Origin of the sequence: Micromonospora sp. NPDC047738, assembly GCF_040642675.1 — a bacterium.
Taxonomy (GTDB): domain Bacteria; phylum Actinomycetota; class Actinomycetes; order Mycobacteriales; family Micromonosporaceae; genus Micromonospora.
The window spans coordinates 177320-192522 of the sequence record NZ_JBEYSO010000008.1; the positions used below are offsets into that span (position 1 = coordinate 177320).

At 73.5% G+C, this 15203-nt stretch carries 11 protein-coding genes and 1 pseudogene; 4 read left to right on the top strand and 8 right to left on the bottom strand.

Going from position 1 to position 15203, the window contains the following annotated elements; genetic code table 11:
• Positions 1–112: 112 nt before the first annotated feature.
• Genes ABZ783_RS15865 through ABZ783_RS15880 form a run of 4 tightly spaced genes read right to left on the bottom strand, consistent with a single transcriptional unit; the run spans position 113 to position 3625 of the window.
• Entirely contained in the window at positions 113–2038 is a 1926-nt protein-coding gene (locus tag ABZ783_RS15865) for an NADH-quinone oxidoreductase subunit L (RefSeq protein ID WP_357438248.1), read from the bottom strand.
• Positions 2035–2442, bottom strand: a complete 408-nt coding sequence (gene nuoK / locus ABZ783_RS15870) for an NADH-quinone oxidoreductase subunit NuoK (RefSeq protein ID WP_357438251.1) — start codon at positions 2440–2442, stop codon at positions 2035–2037. The genes ABZ783_RS15865 and nuoK overlap by 4 nt, the downstream gene beginning before the upstream one ends.
• Positions 2439–3029 (bottom strand): NADH-quinone oxidoreductase subunit J, encoded by a 591-nt coding sequence (locus ABZ783_RS15875; RefSeq protein WP_357438254.1) that lies wholly within the window; start codon positions 3027–3029, stop codon positions 2439–2441. Before ABZ783_RS15875 ends, nuoK begins: the two co-directional genes overlap by 4 nt.
• A complete protein-coding gene (locus ABZ783_RS15880; RefSeq protein ID WP_073837322.1) occupies positions 3026–3625 on the bottom strand; it encodes an NADH-quinone oxidoreductase subunit I in 600 nt (199 codons plus the stop codon). The genes ABZ783_RS15875 and ABZ783_RS15880 overlap by 4 nt, the downstream gene beginning before the upstream one ends.
• 223 nt (positions 3626–3848) lie before the next feature.
• Between ABZ783_RS15880 and ABZ783_RS15885 the strand changes: the two genes are divergently transcribed.
• Entirely contained in the window at positions 3849–6371 is a 2523-nt protein-coding gene (locus ABZ783_RS15885) for a carboxypeptidase-like regulatory domain-containing protein (RefSeq protein ID WP_357438257.1), read from the top strand.
• A gap of 104 nt (positions 6372–6475) precedes the next feature.
• A complete protein-coding gene (locus ABZ783_RS15890; protein ID WP_357438260.1) occupies positions 6476–9004 on the top strand; it encodes a carboxypeptidase-like regulatory domain-containing protein in 2529 nt (842 codons plus the stop codon).
• Positions 9005–9073: 69 nt separating this feature from the next.
• On the opposite strand, the gene ABZ783_RS15895 is transcribed toward ABZ783_RS15890, so the two are convergent.
• The gene (locus tag ABZ783_RS15895) at positions 9074–9481 is read right to left on the bottom strand and encodes an ester cyclase (RefSeq protein WP_357438264.1); all 408 of its coding nucleotides are present in this window, start codon (positions 9479–9481) and stop codon (positions 9074–9076) included.
• 161 nt (positions 9482–9642) lie between these two features.
• Here ABZ783_RS15895 and ABZ783_RS15900 point away from each other — a divergent pair, with 161 nt between their 5' ends.
• Complete coding sequence (locus ABZ783_RS15900) at positions 9643–10689, top strand: glutathione S-transferase C-terminal domain-containing protein (protein ID WP_357438267.1); 1047 nt, start codon at positions 9643–9645, stop codon at positions 10687–10689.
• 35 nt (positions 10690–10724) lie between these two features.
• Here ABZ783_RS15900 and nuoH read toward each other — a convergent pair whose 3' ends face one another.
• The gene (gene nuoH, locus ABZ783_RS15905; protein WP_357438271.1) at positions 10725–11687 is read right to left on the bottom strand and encodes an NADH-quinone oxidoreductase subunit NuoH; all 963 of its coding nucleotides are present in this window, start codon (positions 11685–11687) and stop codon (positions 10725–10727) included.
• 317 nt (positions 11688–12004) lie between these two features.
• A pseudogene (locus ABZ783_RS15910) lies at positions 12005–12589 on the bottom strand (NADH-quinone oxidoreductase subunit C); the annotation flags it as partial.
• A gap of 213 nt (positions 12590–12802) precedes the next feature.
• On the opposite strand from ABZ783_RS15910, the gene ABZ783_RS15915 reads away from it, so the two are divergent.
• A complete protein-coding gene (locus tag ABZ783_RS15915; RefSeq protein WP_357438274.1) occupies positions 12803–13849 on the top strand; it encodes a glucose 1-dehydrogenase in 1047 nt (348 codons plus the stop codon).
• A 21-nt stretch (positions 13850–13870) separates the two neighbouring features.
• On the opposite strand, the gene ABZ783_RS15920 is transcribed toward ABZ783_RS15915, so the two are convergent.
• On the bottom strand, positions 13871–15187 hold the full coding sequence (locus ABZ783_RS15920) for a DUF2252 domain-containing protein (RefSeq protein WP_357438277.1): 1317 nt from the start codon (positions 15185–15187) through the stop codon (positions 13871–13873).
• Positions 15188–15203: the final 16 nt, after the last annotated feature.

A 15203-nucleotide genomic window follows, 5' to 3' on the forward strand; every position in this document is an offset into this window, starting at 1 on the left:
GGCCTCTCCGCTCGCGACTGCGGGGCTCGCAAACCCGGCTCACTCCTCGCGCTCACCGACGCCCCCTCAGTTCGCGACTGCGGGGCTCGCAAACCCGGCTCACTCCTCGCGCTCACGGCAACACCCCGATCAGTGCCACGGCGAGGCCGATGAGCAGGGCGCCGGCCAGCACGCCGGCCGCCGCGCGCGGCAGCGCCGCCCGGTGCAGGGCGGCCAGCCCGCCGCCCAACTCGACGGCGGCCCGGCCGCTCCCCTCCACCAGGCCGTCCACCCCGACCTCGTCACCGGTACGCACAGCCCGGGCGAGCGCGGTCGTCGGGCGTACCACGAGGGCGTGCTGGACGTCGTCGAGCCGGAACGCCCGGGCGAAGGCCGGCCGCAGCGGACCCAGGAAGCGGGCCGGGTCGGCGGCCGGGTCGCGACGCCAGCCGGCCCAGGCGACGCCCGCCCCGACCAGCAGCAACACCAGCGGCAGCAGCAGGTTCGGCGCGAGGTGGACCAGCTCGACGGCCTCCCCGGTGCGGTCGGCCGGCTCGCGGAGGCGGTCGGCGAACCACGGCGCGAAGGCGGCCAGCCCGAGCAGTGCGGCGGGAACCGCGAGCAGCAGCACCGGCCAGCGCAGCACCGCCGGCGGGTCGTGCGGATGGGCCAGCGGGAGTCGGGACGTACCGAGGAAGGCGCGCAGCAGCAGGCGGGTGGCGTACCAGGCGGTGACGGCGACGCCGAGCAGCCCGGCCAGCCAGACGAGCCAGCCGACCCAGGCGTAGCTCGGGCCGCCGCCCTCCAGCGCGGCGGCTTCGGCGGCGGCGAGCACGCCGTCCTTGCTCCAGAAGCCGGACAGCGGCGGCAGCCCGGCGAGCGCGCCGAGGCCGATCACCGTGCACCAGAAGGTCACCGGCATGGCCGTCCGGAGGCCGCCCATCCGGGACATCAGGGTGGTGCCGACGGCGTGGATCACCGCGCCGGCCGCGAGGAAGAGCAGCGCCTTGAACGCGGCGTGGGTGAGCAGGTGGAACAGCGCCGCCGCGGGCGCGCCGACGGCGAGCGCCCCGGTCATGTAGCCGATCTGGGAGACCGTCGACCAGGCCAGCACCCGCTTGATGTCGTCCTGGGCGGTGGCCGCGAACGCGCCGAGCAGCAGCGTGATCGCCGCCATCACCCCGAGCACGGCCAGCGCGATCGGGGCCCGCTCGAACAGCGGGAAGAGCCGGGCGACCGCGTACACGCCGGCGGCGACCATGGTGGCGGCGTGGATCAGCGCGGAGATCGGGGTGGGACCGGCCATCGCATCCGGCAGCCAGGTGTGCAGCGGGAACTGGGCGCTCTTGCCCGCCACCCCGGCGAGCAGCAGCAGGCACGCGGCGGTGAGCGTCGCGGTGGAGTAGTCGTGGGCCAGCACGTCCGCGATCCGGAAGCTGCCCGCGCCGACGCCCAGCAGCGCGATGCCGAGCAGGAAGCCGACGTCCCCCACCCGGGTGACCAGGAACGCCTTCACCGCGGCGGCCGGCGCCTCGGGCAGCCGCCGGTCGTGGGCGATGAGCAGGTAGGAGCAGAGGCCCATCACCTCCCAGCCGACCAGCAGCAGGATCAGGTCCCCGGAGACCACCACGGTCAGCATCGCGGCGGTGAACAGGCTGATCTGCGCCGCGTACGGCGGGTAGCGGTGGTCCACCTCGACGTCGTCGTGCGGCCCGCGCTTCAGGTAGCCGATCGAGTAGACCTGCACGGCCAGGGCCACCGCGGCCACCGCCGTGGCGACCAGCACCGCCACCCCGTCCAGCCGGTAGCCGAGGGTGACCGTCAGTCCGCCGAGGTCGATCCAGGTGGTGGCGCCCTCGACCGGGCGGTCCACCCGGACCAGCAGGGCCACCGCCGCCAGCAGCGCCAGCGCCGCGCCGGTCACGCCGAGCGCGATCGCCACCCGCCGGGCCCGGTCCTCTCCGGTCGCCGCGCCCCTGGGCGACGGCGGCAGCAGCAACCCGACCAGACCCACCAGCAGGGGTACGCCCGGCAGCGCCGCCGCGAGCAGTCCGGTCACTTCTCCCCCTCCGGGGCGTCGGTGGCCGGCCCGCCCGACGGCGGGCCCGCCGGGCCGGTGGGCCGCTCGACCGTCGCGCCGGCAGGCACGGGCACCGACACCTCGGTCAACGGCACGTCGTCGACGGTCACGCTGGCCCGCAGCCGGTAGAGCTGAAGCACGATGGCCAGCCCCACGCCGATCTCGGCGGCGGCGAGCACGATCACGAAGAGCGCGAAGACCTGGCCGGAGTGCGGCAGCTGGGCCCGGACCGTGGTGTCGGCGGTGACCAGGATCAGGTTCACCGCGTTCAGCATCAGCTCGACGGCCATCAGCACGAGGACGGCGTTGCGGCGGCGCAGCACGCCGTAGACGCCGAGGCCGAACAGCAGCGCGGCGGTGACGTACGGGATGACCGGCCTCACGCGCGCCCGCCCTCGTCAGCCACCACACCGGCCGGCTCGGGCCGGGCCGGCGGGCCGTCCGCCGGTCGGCGTTGGGCGCCGGGCGCGCCGGGCCGGCCGATGTCGGTGCGGGACAGCACGATCGCGCCCACCAGGGCGGCGAGCAGCAGCACCGAGAGCAGCTCGAAGGGCAGCACCCACGAGCGGAAGACCTGCTCGCCCAGGCGGTCGGCGGTGCCCGCGGCGGGCAGGTCGACCCGGGACCAGCGGAACGCGTGGACCAGCAGCACGGCCAGCCCCAACCCGCTGCCGCCGCCGATCAGCGCGGCCGGCCAGCCCGGCCGGTCCAGGTCGTCGGAGGCGCCGATCGGGGCCCTGGTCAGCATCACCGCGAAGAGCAGCAGCACCACCACCGCGCCGACGTAGATCAGCACCTGCACCCAGGCCACCAGCTCGGCGGTGAGCACCAGGTAGTCGCCGGCCAGCGCGCCCAGGCAGACCACCAGCCAGAGGCCGGCCCGGACCAGGTGCCGGGTGCCCACCACCAGCGCGCCGGCGCCGACCGCCACCGCGCCGAGGGCCACCAGCAGCACGTCCGCACCGGTCATGACGCGGCGCCTCCGCCCTGCTCGGTGCCGGGCTCCGGGCGTACCCGGGACGGGGCCGGACGCGGGGCGGGGCCGGCGGCCTTGCGGGCGGCGGTGGTCTCCTCCTTCGAGGGTTCGCCGCGCGGGTCGTGGGCCGGCGGGGGCGGGACGGTGCCCATCCACTCGCCGAGGTGGTCCTTGTCGTGCAGCAGGTCCTTGATGTCGTACTCGGCGTACTCGAACTCGGGCGACCAGTAGAGCGCGTCGAACGGGCAGACCTCGACGCAGATGCCGCAGTACATGCAGAGCGAGAAGTCGATGTCGAACCGGTCGAGCACGTTGCGCTGGCGGGGACGGGCGGCGCCGGGGACCGCCACCTCCTCCTTGTGCGAGTCGATGTAGATGCACCAGTCCGGGCACTCCCGGGCGCAGAGCATGCAGACCGTGCAGTTCTCCTCGAGCAGCGCGATCACCCCGCGCGAGCGGGGTGGCAGCTCGGGGGCGACGTCCGGGTACTGCTGGGTGGTCGAGCGGCGGGTCATCGTCCGCAGGGTGACCGCCAACCCCTTCGCCAGCCCCTCGCCGGGAACACCGGTCCGCTCGCTCATGCCGCCCATCCTGCCCTGTGCCCACGCCCCGCGCGACCACCACCCGGCTCTTGGCTGCGCCGGGGGTGACCGGCGCGGCGTCGACCGGTCGGGTGACGTGCCGCTCCCGCCGATCAGGTGGACCTGTCCGCCAATCGGCTCGACCGCCCGCACGGCAGCTCAACGGGAACATCGAGGACTTTGTTGATCATCTATGCTGCTCCGGCGGACCAGCATTGGGGGACCACGGGGAATGAAACTGAGCAAGAGGTGGACGCGGGCCCTGGCCGCGACCGCCGTCGTCGCCGCCGTTCTGGCAGGCGCGCCGGCCGCGCAGGCCGTGCCGACCTACACCGTCACCGGTACGGTGACCGACCGGGCCACGGGAACACCACTGCCCGGCGCCTGCCTCGACCTGTACCAGACGCCCGACCGGTTGCTCGCCACCCGCTGCGCCGACGAGCAGGGGCGCTACACGTTCTCCGGCCTGACTCGCACAATCCAGCCGCGCCTGCGAGGGCAGGCGGCGGGGCACGCGGAGCTGTGGTGGCCCGCTGAGCCTGATTACTACAACGCGGATCAGCTGCGCTACCCGACCGACGGCAGCACCACCATCAAGGCGGACCTGGCGCTGACGGTGGCGGTCGGTGGCTTCGCCGGTCGGATCACCCAGCCGGACGGCAGCCCGGCATACGCCTCCGAAGTCACCGCCATCGCGGTCGGGACTGCCTACTGGGCGGCGAAGGCGCCGACCGACAGCGACGGCCGCTACCGGCTCGACAATCTCCCGGTCGGGTCATACCGGCTCGCCATCGGTCCGCGGGGCTGGGCGTCGACCCAGTGGCTGCCCGGCACTGGTAACCCGCCCGTCGCCACTGTCTTCGACGTCACCCCGGGCGCCACGACCACGGTGGACGGGCGGTACCTGACGGCGAACACCGCGTACGAGGGCGGCACGCTGACCGGCGTGGTGACCAGGGCCGCGACCGGCGCGCCGGTCGCGGCCGCCTGCGTGACCGCGGTCTCGGTCTACAGCGGCCAGGACGCCGCGACGGCGTGCACCGACGCCACCGGCCGCTATCGGCTCGCCAGTCTGTCCACCAACCTCGGCTACAAGCTGCGGGTACGCGCCGACGGCTTCCCCGCGCACTGGGCGCCGAACGCCGTGGACAGCCGCAACGGCTCCACGTACTTCCCGCAGTGGAACACCGACAAGATCGTCGACATCGCCCTACGGGCGGGCGGCGGCACGGTACGCGGCCAGCTCACCGACTACCCGGGCGCGACCCCCGCGCTGACCAACTCGGTCCGGGTGTTCGCCGTCGACAACTCCTGGTCCGCCTGGACCGAGGCCGTCGACGGGCGGTACCAGTTCGACCACGTGCCGCCGGGCGACTACCGGATCGCGGTCAAGCCGCTGGAACGTACCCTCCAGTACCACCCGGGCAAGGCGACCGCGGCCGAGGGCAAGATCGTGCACGTCGCCGACGGCGCGGTCACCACGGTCGACGAGCAGCTCGTGCCCCCCGGTGCCGTCGAGCTCAGGCTGGTGGACGCGGTCACCGGATCGCCGGTCAAGGCCTGCGCCCGGCTGGTCACCGCGCAGGAGGTGGCCTGTGGTGACGCCGGTACGGTCATCTTCCCGAAGGTGTGGGCCACCGGCGACACCCCCGACCGGATCCTTGTCGATCCCAAGCCGACCCACTGGAGCAAGGACGTCAACCCGGTCGCGGTGGTCAGCGGTGAGACGACCCGGCTGACCGTGTCGCTGGAGCCGGGCGCCGCCCTGGAGACCAGCGTCGTGGACGCCAAGGACGGCTCCGTGCCCCCGAAGACCTGTGTCCGCCCGGTCAGCACCTCGAAGCTGCTGGTCAGCCCCACCCAGCAGGAGCCAACGTCCGGCGGCGGCTACTGCTCCGACAGCAGCGGCAAGATCCGAATCGGGCCGCTGCCGTCCGGTCCGGTGCAGCTGCTGGTCATCCCGCCCGCCCCGTACGGCGCCCAGTGGTACACCGAGCAGGGGGGCACCGGTGACCAGCGGGCCGCGAAGGCGTACCCGCTGCGGGTCGGGCAGACGATGACCGCGCCGCCGATCCGACTCGACCGGGGCGGTGCGCTGACGGGCCGGATCACCGACCGGTCCGGCAAGGCCGTCAGCAGCTGCCTCCAGCCGTTCGGCCGGAGCGCGGATCTCAACTATCCCCCGCTGCGGACCTGCGCCGGCAGCTCCGGCAGCTACACCCTGGAGCGTCTCGGCCCGTACCGCTGGCCGTTGAACGTGGACCGGCAGGCTCTCAGCGAGACGAACATCCTCGCCCCGGCCTGGTCGGGCAACGCCACCAACCGCTTCGACGCGACCCTCGTGCAGGTGACCGCCGGCACCACCACGGCCGTCCCGGCCATCGTGCTGCCACCCGCCGCCCGGATTCGAAGCATGGACGTCGGCACCACCGCCAAGCAGATCGGCCAGGTGGAGGTGTACCAGCCGACCACCGGTGACCGGATCGACTATGGTGCCGTCCTCGGTGCCGGCAGCACGCTCACCGGCCTCCCGGCCGGACCGATCGTGCTACGCGCGGTCCTCACCAACGGCACCCCGTGCTGGTACGTCGGGCCACCCATCGGGCCGCGGACGCACGGGGGCCTGGGACCGACCCCGATCGTCCTCACCGCCGGGCAGGTGGTCGAAACCCTCCGCCTGGTGCCCGGGGAGACCTGCAAGCCGGTCCGGACCGACATCCGTACCGGTCCGGCCGTGGTGGCGGGCACCCGCTGACCGGCCCCGGCGGGCCGGACCGACACCACCGGCCCGCCGGGCACCAAGCTTCTCTTGATCATCAATTCTGCTCCGGCCGACGAGCCCAGGAGGACCACGGCCCAATGAGACTCACCAAGAGGTGGACGCGGGCCCTGGCCGCGACCGCCGTCGTCGCTGCCGTCCTGGCGGGCGCACCGGCCGCGCAGGCCGTGCCGACCTACACCGTCACCGGTACGGTGACCGACCGGGCCACGGGAGCACCGCTGCCCGGTGCCTGCCTCGACCTGTACCAGACGCCCGACCGGCTGCTCGCCACCCGCTGCGCGGACGAGAGCGGCCGGTACGCCTTCGCCGGCCTGACCAGCGGCGTGAGCCCCCGGCTGCGGGCGCGGGCGACGGGCCACGCGGAGCTGTGGTGGCGGTCCGCGCCCGACTACTACAACGCCACCTTCATCTTCGCCTCCCAGGCCACGAACGGCGTCTTCATGGCGGACCTCGCGCTGCCCGTCGCGGCGGGCGGCTTCAGTGGCCGGATCACCCAGCCCGACGGCAGCCCGGCGTACGCCACCGAGGTGACCGCCAGCACAGCGGACGGCAGCTGGACGGCCAAGGCCCCGACGGACAGCGACGGCCGCTACCGGCTCGGGAATCTGCCGGTCGGCACCTACCGGCTCGGGATCGCCCCTCGGGGTTACCCTCCGAAGCAGTGGGTGCCCGGCAAGACCGACCCCGCCGCTGCCACGGTCTTCGAGGTGACCGCCGGCTCGACGACCACCGTCGACGAGCGCTACCTGGTGGGGAACAGCACGTTCCAGGGTGGCGTGCTGACCGGGAAGGTGACCGCGGCGGCGACCGGTGCGCCGGTCGCCGGGGCCTGCGTCACCGCCTTCTCCGGCCTCAAGGGGAATGAGGCCGGGCAGGCGTGCGCCGACGCCACCGGCCGCTACCGGCTCACGGTCGCCACCAACGATCCGTACAAGCTGCGGATCCGCGCAGACGGCTTCCCGGAGCAGTGGGCGCCGAACGCGGTGGACAGCCGCAACGCCCAAGCGTATGCCGCGCAGTTCGGCAAGGAGGTGGTGGTCGACGTCGCCCTGCGGACGGGCGGCGGCACGGTACGCGGCCAGCTCACCGACTACCCGGGCGCGACCCCCGCGCTGACCAACTCGGTCCGGGTGGTCGCCGTCGACAACTCCTGGTCCGCCTGGACCGAGGCCGTCGACGGGCGGTACCAGTTCGACCGGGTGCCGCCCGGCGACTACCGGGTGGCAGTCAAGCCGCTCGACCGCAACATCCAGTACCACCCGGGGAAGACGGTCCTGGACGAAGGCGCCATCGTGCACGTCGCCGACGGCGAGGTCACCACGGTCGACGAGCAGCTCCTCGCGCCGGGGGCGATCGAGGTCACCCTGATGGACGCGGTGACCGGCGCGCCGGTGTCCGGCTGCGCCCGGCTCTCGCTGGCTGCGGAGCGGGCGTGCGCCGACAGCTCTGGCCGGATCACCTTCCCGAAGGTGTGGGCCACCGGCACGAGCCTGGAGGGAGTCACCGCCCAGCCCGGCCCCACCCACTGGCAGAAGGGGGTCGGATCGGTGCGGGTGGTCAGCGGCGAGACGACGCGGCTCACCATCCCGCTGGAGCCGGCCGCCGTGCTGGAGACCACGGTGGTGGACGCGACCAGCGGCTCGACGGTGCCGCAGGCCTGCGTCCGGCCGGTCCAGTCGGCCAAGCTGGTCACCTCCGCGCTGCGGCAGGAGGTCAGCCAGTCCACCGGCTACTGCTCCGACGCGAGCGGCCAGGTGCGGATCGGGCCGCTCCCGGACGGACCGGTGCAGCTGCTGGTCCTGCCGCCGTCACCGTACGGGGCGCAGTGGTACACCGAGACCGGCGGCACCGGCGACCGGCGTCTGGCGAAGGCGTACGCACTGCGGGCCGGGCGGATCCTGACCGCGCCGCCGATCAAGCTCGACCGGGCCGGCTCGATCACCGGCAGCATGCGGGACGAGTCCGGCGACGGGGTGAACACCTGCGTGCAGGTCTTCGGCAACCACCCGGACCTGACCTACGACAATCCGCTGCAGCGCTGCAGCTACGACGACTCCGACCAGACACCCGGCCGGTACGTAATCAAGGGCCTGGGGCCATACCGGTGGCCGGTCCACGTCGCCGGCGCGAGCTCGGTCTCCGGCCCGGCCCTCGCTCCGGCCTGGTCGGGGAACACCACGGACCGGTTCGCGGCGACCCTCGTCCAGGTGACGGCCGGTGCCACGACGACCGCGCCGGGCATCGTGCTGGTGAAGGGTGCCCGGATCCGGACCCTGTACCTGGGCCCCTCTGGAGGGCAGGGCACGGTGGAGGCGTACCACCCGATGACCGGGGACCGGGTGGCCTTCCTAAGCACGACGGACCCGTCCCGGATCGGGCTCCCGGCCGGACCGGTGCTGCTGCTCTACCGGCTCATCAACGGTACGGAGTGCTGGTACGTCGGGCCGCCCATCGGCGCCCGGTTGCACCGCACGCTGGGACCGACGCCGGTCAACCTCACCGCGGGACAGGTGGTCGAAACCGTCAGCCTGGTGACCGGGGAGACCTGCAAGCCGGTCCGGACCGACATCCGTACCGGTCCGGCCGTGGTGGCGGGCACCCGCTGACCGGGCCCGGGCGGGCCGGACCGGCACCACCGGTCCGGCCCGCCCGACCGTTTCGGGGCCGAGGCGCGCTCACACCGGCGGGAGCACCTCGACGCCGAGCTGCTGGAGGACCTGGAACAGCTCGTTGACGCTCCACACGTCCACGATCCGGCCGCTGTCGTCGAAGCGCAGGAAGGTCGCCCCCGAGTAGCTGACCACCCGGCCGGTCGGCGGCACCGGGCCGAACTGCCCGGCCTGGGTGCCGGCGGCGCGCCAGTGCACGGCCACCCGCGCACCGGAGGCCACCACCTCGACGATCTTGTAGCGCAGGTCGGGGAACGACGCCCGGCGGTCCCGGTGCCAGGCCAGGGCGGCCGCCGGCCCGGTCCCGCCCAGCCCCGGGCAGTCCTCAGCGACCAGCTCGTACGCGGTCTCCTCGCGGGTCGCGTTCCACACGTCGGCGATGAAGCGCCGGGCCACGGCCTCCACATCGGTCACCGCGGCAGCGTAGCCCCCACTCCCCGCGCCGAGCCTGCCGGACCGGCCCGGAACGACCATGATGGGACAGGGCCGACAGCGACAGAAAACGGAGGTAGCGGCGTGAGCGCGAGGAGTGAGCCGGGGTTGCGAGCCCCGCAGTCGCGAGCCGAGGTGGCACGGTGACGGAGAGCAACGAGGAGATCCTGAACCGGACCGGCGGGAAGTACGTCGAGCCGGGCGGCGAGTTCACCCGGGACCAGCGTTACATCGCCACCCGGATCACGGCGGACGGGCGGGACGGCTGGCCGGTGGAGTCCGGCCGTTACCGGCTCGCGGTGAGCCGCGCCTGCCCGTGGGCGAACCGCCTGATCATCGTCCGCCGGCTGCTCGGGCTGGAGGACGCGATCTCGATGGCGGTGGCCGGGCCGACCCACGACGCCCGGAGCTGGACCTTCGACCTGGACCCGGGCGGGGTGGACCCGGTGCTCGGCATTCCGCGGCTGGCCGAGGCGTACTTCAAGCGCTTCCCCGGGTACGAGCGGGGCATCACCGTGCCGGCGATCGTGGACGTGCCGACCGGGCAGGTGGTCACCAACGACTACGCACAGATGAGCCTGGACCTGTCCACCGAGTGGACCGCCTACCACCGCGAGGGCGCGCCGGAGCTGTACCCGGAGCGGCTACGGGACGAGATCGACGAGGTCAACGCGGTGGTGTTCAAGGACGTGAACAACGGCGTCTACCGGTGCGGCTTCGCCGGCAGCCAGGAGGCGTACGAGAGCGCGTACCGCCGGCTCTTCGACCGGCTCGACTGGCTGAGCGAGCGGCTGAGCGGGCAGCGCTACCTCGTCGGCGACACCATCACCGAGGCGGACGTGCGGCTGTTCACCACCCTGGTCCGCTTCGACCCGGTCTACCACGGCCACTTCAAGTGCAACCGGCAGAAGCTGACCGAGATGCCGGCGCTCTGGGCGTACACCCGGGACCTGTTCCAGACCCCCGGCTTCGGCGACACCGTCGACTTCGACCACATCAAGCGGCACTACTACGAGGTGCACCGGGACATCAACCCGACCGGTATCGTGCCGCTCGGCCCGGACCTGTCGGGCTGGCTCACCCCGCACGGGCGGGAGGCCCTGGGCGGTCGCCCCTTCGGCGACGGCACCCCGCCCCCGCCGCCGGCCGAGCCGGTCGACCCCGCCCACACCCCGCTGCGGATCGACTGACGTCGAAAGGCCCTCCGTCACGCGGGGGCCCTTCCTCACATGACCAGCCGGACGGCCGCGGTCAGGACGAGCTGGGCGAGGGCCAGCGGGACGAGCACCAGCCAGCAGAGCCGCTGGAGCTGGTCCTCGCGCAGCCGCGGGTACGACACCCGGAGCCAGATGATCACGAACGCCACGGCGAAGACCTTGAGCAGGGTCCACAGCCAGCCCAACTGGGCGTCCGCGAACGGGCCCTGCCAGCCGCCGAGGAAGAGCACGGTGGTCAGCGCGGCGATCACCACGATGCCGACGTACTCGGCGAGCAGGAAGAACGCGAAGCGCAGGCCGGTGTATTCGGTCATGTAGCCGAAGACCAGCTCGGAGTCGGCCACCGGCATGTCGAACGGCGGCCGTCGGATCTCCGCCAGCCCGGCGACGAAGAAGATCACCATCGCCGGCGCCTGCCAGAGCAGCCACCACGGCCGCCACGCCTCGACGATCCCGGGCAGGCTGAGCGTCCCCGCCGCCATCGCCACCGACGCGGCGGCCAGCACCAGCGGCAGCTCGTAGCCGAGCAGTTGGGCGGCGCCGCGCAGCCCGCCGAGCAGGCTGTACTTGTTGGCCGAGGCCCAGGCCGACATCAGCACCGCGAGCACGCCGATGCCGACCACGGCCAGCACGAAGAACAGGCCGATGTCCAGCGGCTGCCCGACCAGGTCACCCGGGCCGAGCGGGATCACCAGCAGGGCGAGCAGGTACGGCACCAGGGCCACCGCCGGGGCCAGCCGGAACACCGGCCGGTCCGCGTCGCGCGGGGTGACGTCCTCCTTCTGCACGAACTTGATGCCGTCGGCGACGAGCTGCGCCCAGCCGTGGAAGCCGCCCGCGTACATCGGGCCGAGCCGGCCCTGCATGTGCGCCATGACCTTGTGCTCGGCCTGCCCGACGATCAGCGGCAGGGTGAGGAACGCGACCAGCACGCCGGCCACCCGGATGACCAGCTCCAGCCAGGCGGGCATCAGGCGTCCCCCTCCTCGGGCGTGGGCTCGGCGGCCGGCTCCTGCCGGGGCGGGCCCGTCGGCCGCTCCCCGGGCGTCGGCCGGCCGGGCGGCCCGGACTCGGCCGCTGGCAGGTCTGCCGGCTCCTGCCGGGCCGGGCCGGTCGGCCGCTCGCCTGGTGTCGGCCGGGCCGGACCCGCCGGTCGCTCCGCGGTGGTGGGCCGGGCCGGGCGCTCGCCCGGGGCGGGGCGCGGCGGGCGTTCCCGGGCCGGGCGGGCGGGCGTACCCCCGCGCGGGCCCTCGCCCATCCCGGCCGCGCCGGCGGGCGTGGGCGTCGTCCCCCACTCGCCCGGCGCCGGTACGCCCGGCGGGCGAATCGGCCGGCGACCGCCGCCCGCCTCCGACTCCCCCGGTTCCTTGGCGCCCGGCCAGGGCTTGGCGACCCGGGAGGCGAGCACGAACTCCTTGCGCAGCGGATGCCCCTCGAACTCCGGCGGCAGCAGCAGCGGCTTGAGGTCCGGATGCCCGTCGAACCGGATGCCGAACATCTCGTGCGTCTCCCGCTCGTGCCAGGAGGCGCCGGGGAAGATGCCCACGACCGAGGCGAGCCGCGGCTCCTGTCGCGGCACCCGCGTCCGCAGCAGCACGCCGTGCCGGCGGCTCGTCGACCACAGGTGGGCGACCACGTCGAAGCCGTCGGCCAGCTCGTCCACAGCCGAGAGCCAGTCGAAGTAGTCACAGGCCAACTCGGCGTCGTCGCGGACGGCCCGCACCGCGTCCTGCCAGGCGTCCGGCGGTACGTCGACCGTCGCACGGGCGTGCGCCTCGCCACCCGAGCGCCCGACGGTCACCGCGTCCTCGGCCAATCCGGCCGCCCGCAGGAGCACGCTGCGCGCCCGGTCACCGACCTCTTCCGGCGTCATGCCCGCGATCCTACGGGCCACCGGCGTGGACGGACCGCCTCAGGCTGGGCAGCTGACCCGCTGCACTGCCGCTCCCCGCCGCCCGATCCCGGCGTGGCCGGGTCCCCGCCCGCCACCAACCACGCGCCCGAGCACCCGGCGGCTCGTCCGGCCGCACCGGGCCGGCTTGGCGGTTTCGACACCGAGACCACGCCCGCAGGAAAGAATTGAGCGGTGCGTGCTGTGACTGTGACTCCCGGCGTCCCGAACTCGCTGCAGCTGACCGAGGACTGGCCCGAGGCCGCCCCCGAGGAGGGCGCGATCCTGGTCGAGGCGCTGGCCGTGGGCATCTGCGGCACCGACCACGAGATCATCTCCGGCGCGTACGGGGAGGCGCCGCCCGGACAGGAGCGGCTGGTGCTCGGTCACGAGGCGCTGGGCCGGGTGGTGGAGGACCCGACCGGCACCCTCCAGCCCGGCGACCTGGTGGCCGGCATCGTCCGGCGCCCCGACCCGGTGCCCTGCCCGAACTGTGCGGTGGACGAGTGGGACATGTGCCGCAACGGGCAGTACACCGAGCACGGCATCAAGGGACTCTCCGGGTACGCCCGGGACCGGTGGCGGGTGCAGCCGAAGTTCGCCGTCGGCCTGGACCCCTGCCTCGCCTCAGTGGGGATGCTGCTGGAACCGACCAGCGTGGTGGCGAAGGCCTGGGACCACATCGAACGGATCGGCCGCCGCGCCGAGTGGAAGCCGCAGACCGTGCTGGTGACCGGGGCCGGGCCGATCGGTCTGCTGGCCGCGCTGCTCGCCACCCAGCGCGAGCTGTCGGTGCACGTGCTGGACCGGGCCACCACCGGGCCGAAGCCGGACCTGGTCCGCTCGCTCGGCGCGACCTACCACACCTCCAAGGTGACCGAGCTGGACTTCGAGCCGGACGTGGTGGTGGAGTGCACCGGCGCGCCGGTGGTGGTGCTGGACGCGATGTTCCAGGCCGGGCCGACCGGCATCGTCTGCCTGACCGGGGTGTCCAGCGGCGGCCGGACCATCGACCTCGACGCGGGAGCCCTCAACCGCGACCTGGTGCTGGAGAACAACGTGGTCTTCGGCTCGGTGAACGCCAACCGGCGGCACTGGGAACTGGCCGCCGAGGCCCTCTCCCGGGCCGACCAGGGCTGGCTGAACTCGCTGATCAGTCGCCGGGTGCCGGTGGAGGCGTACGCCGACGCGTACACCTCCGGACCGGACGACATCAAGGTGGTGCTGGACTTCACGGCCTGAGCCGGCGACCGGCCCGCAGGGTCAGCTGCCGGGCAGCCGGCCGTTGCGGAACAGGTCCACGAAGAGCTGGTGGTCCTCGCGGGCTCGGACCCCGTACGCGTGCGCGAAGTCGACCAGGTATTGGACGAAGCCCGGCGCGTCGGCGTCGACCGCGGCGACGATCGCCTCCTCGGTGGAGTAGTCGACCAGATCGTGGCTGGACTCGTCGTCGGCGACCGAGTGCATCCGGGCCACCGCCCGGCCGAGGTCGGTGAGCACCCCGGCGAGTTCCTCAGGCTCGTTGACGTCGGCCCAGTCCAGGTCGGCCGCGTACGGGGAGACCTCGGCGACGAGCTGGCCGACCCCGTCCAGCTCGGTGAACCCCACCCAGGGGTCGGCGTACGCCTGGAGCGCCCGCTGCGACTCGGCGGTCCGGTGCCCCTGGTGCCGGAAGTAGGACCGGACCCGCTCGTCGTCGATGTGCCGCGCCACCGCCGGCACCTGGGCCTGCTTCAGATAGATGACGACGTCGTTCTCCAGCGCCTGGGTGTGCCCCTCGAGCAGCAGGTTGTAGGAGGGCAGCCCGGCCGAGCCGATGCCGACGCCCTTGCGCAGCACCACGTCCTTGATGTTGGCGGCGACCGGGCGGGGCCGGGCGGTCGCCGCCGGCAGGGTGGCCAGGTAGTCGTGGAACGCGGCGCAGACCTTCTCCCGGGTCGCGGCGTCGACCTGGAAGACGCCGTCGCCGAGGGAGAACCGGCGGTCGTAGTTGTCGATGGTGGTCTGCTCGGCGAGCAGGTCCACCCGGGTGTTCAGGCGGGCCTGCTGGAGCACCCGGCGCAGCACGCCGTCGGCGTTCTCCAGGGTGATCGAGCCGATCGCGTCGTCCCCGCCGGCCGCGATGGCCCGCAGCTCGGTCAGGTACGACCGGGCAAAGCCGGTGACCAGGTCGCCGATCACCCGATCGGAGAGCGCCTTCGCATAGCCGAGCAGGGCCACACTGGCCGCGAAGCGCTTCAGGTCCCAGGAGAACGGCCCGACGTACGCCTCGTCGAAGTCGTTGACGTTGAACACCAGCTGCCCGGAGGCGTTCATGTAGGTGCCGAAGTTCTCGGCGTGCAGGTCGCCGTGGATCCACACCCGGCTGGTCCGGTCGTCGAGGTATCGGTCGCTGGCGAAGTCGCCGCGCTGGTCGGCGTAGAAGAGTGACGCACTGCCCCGGTAGAAGGCGAACGGGGAGGCGGCCATCTTGCGGAACTTGCGGCGGAACGCCGCCGGGTCGAGCGCTATCGACGCGCCGAACTCCTCGGTCAGCACGTCGACGATAACGGCGGAGCGCTGGTCCGCGGACTGGGTCATGGCCCGCAGGCTAGAC

Excerpts from the sequence above, each read along its gene's own strand:
- ABZ783_RS15875 (WP_357438254.1), bottom strand. The coding sequence starts at position 3,029 with ATGACCGGTGCGGACGTGCTGCTGGTGGCCCTCGGCGCGGTGGCGGTC.
- ABZ783_RS15880 (WP_073837322.1), bottom strand. The coding sequence starts at position 3,625 with ATGGGCGGCATGAGCGAGCGGACCGGTGTTCCCGGCGAGGGGCTGGCG.
- ABZ783_RS15885 (WP_357438257.1), top strand. The coding sequence starts at position 3,849 with ATGAAACTGAGCAAGAGGTGGACGCGGGCCCTGGCCGCGACCGCCGTC.
- ABZ783_RS15890 (WP_357438260.1), top strand. The coding sequence starts at position 6,476 with ATGAGACTCACCAAGAGGTGGACGCGGGCCCTGGCCGCGACCGCCGTC.
- nuoH (WP_357438271.1), bottom strand. The coding sequence starts at position 11,687 with ATGCCCGCCTGGCTGGAGCTGGTCATCCGGGTGGCCGGCGTGCTGGTC.
- ABZ783_RS15920 (WP_357438277.1), bottom strand. The coding sequence starts at position 15,187 with ATGACCCAGTCCGCGGACCAGCGCTCCGCCGTTATCGTCGACGTGCTG.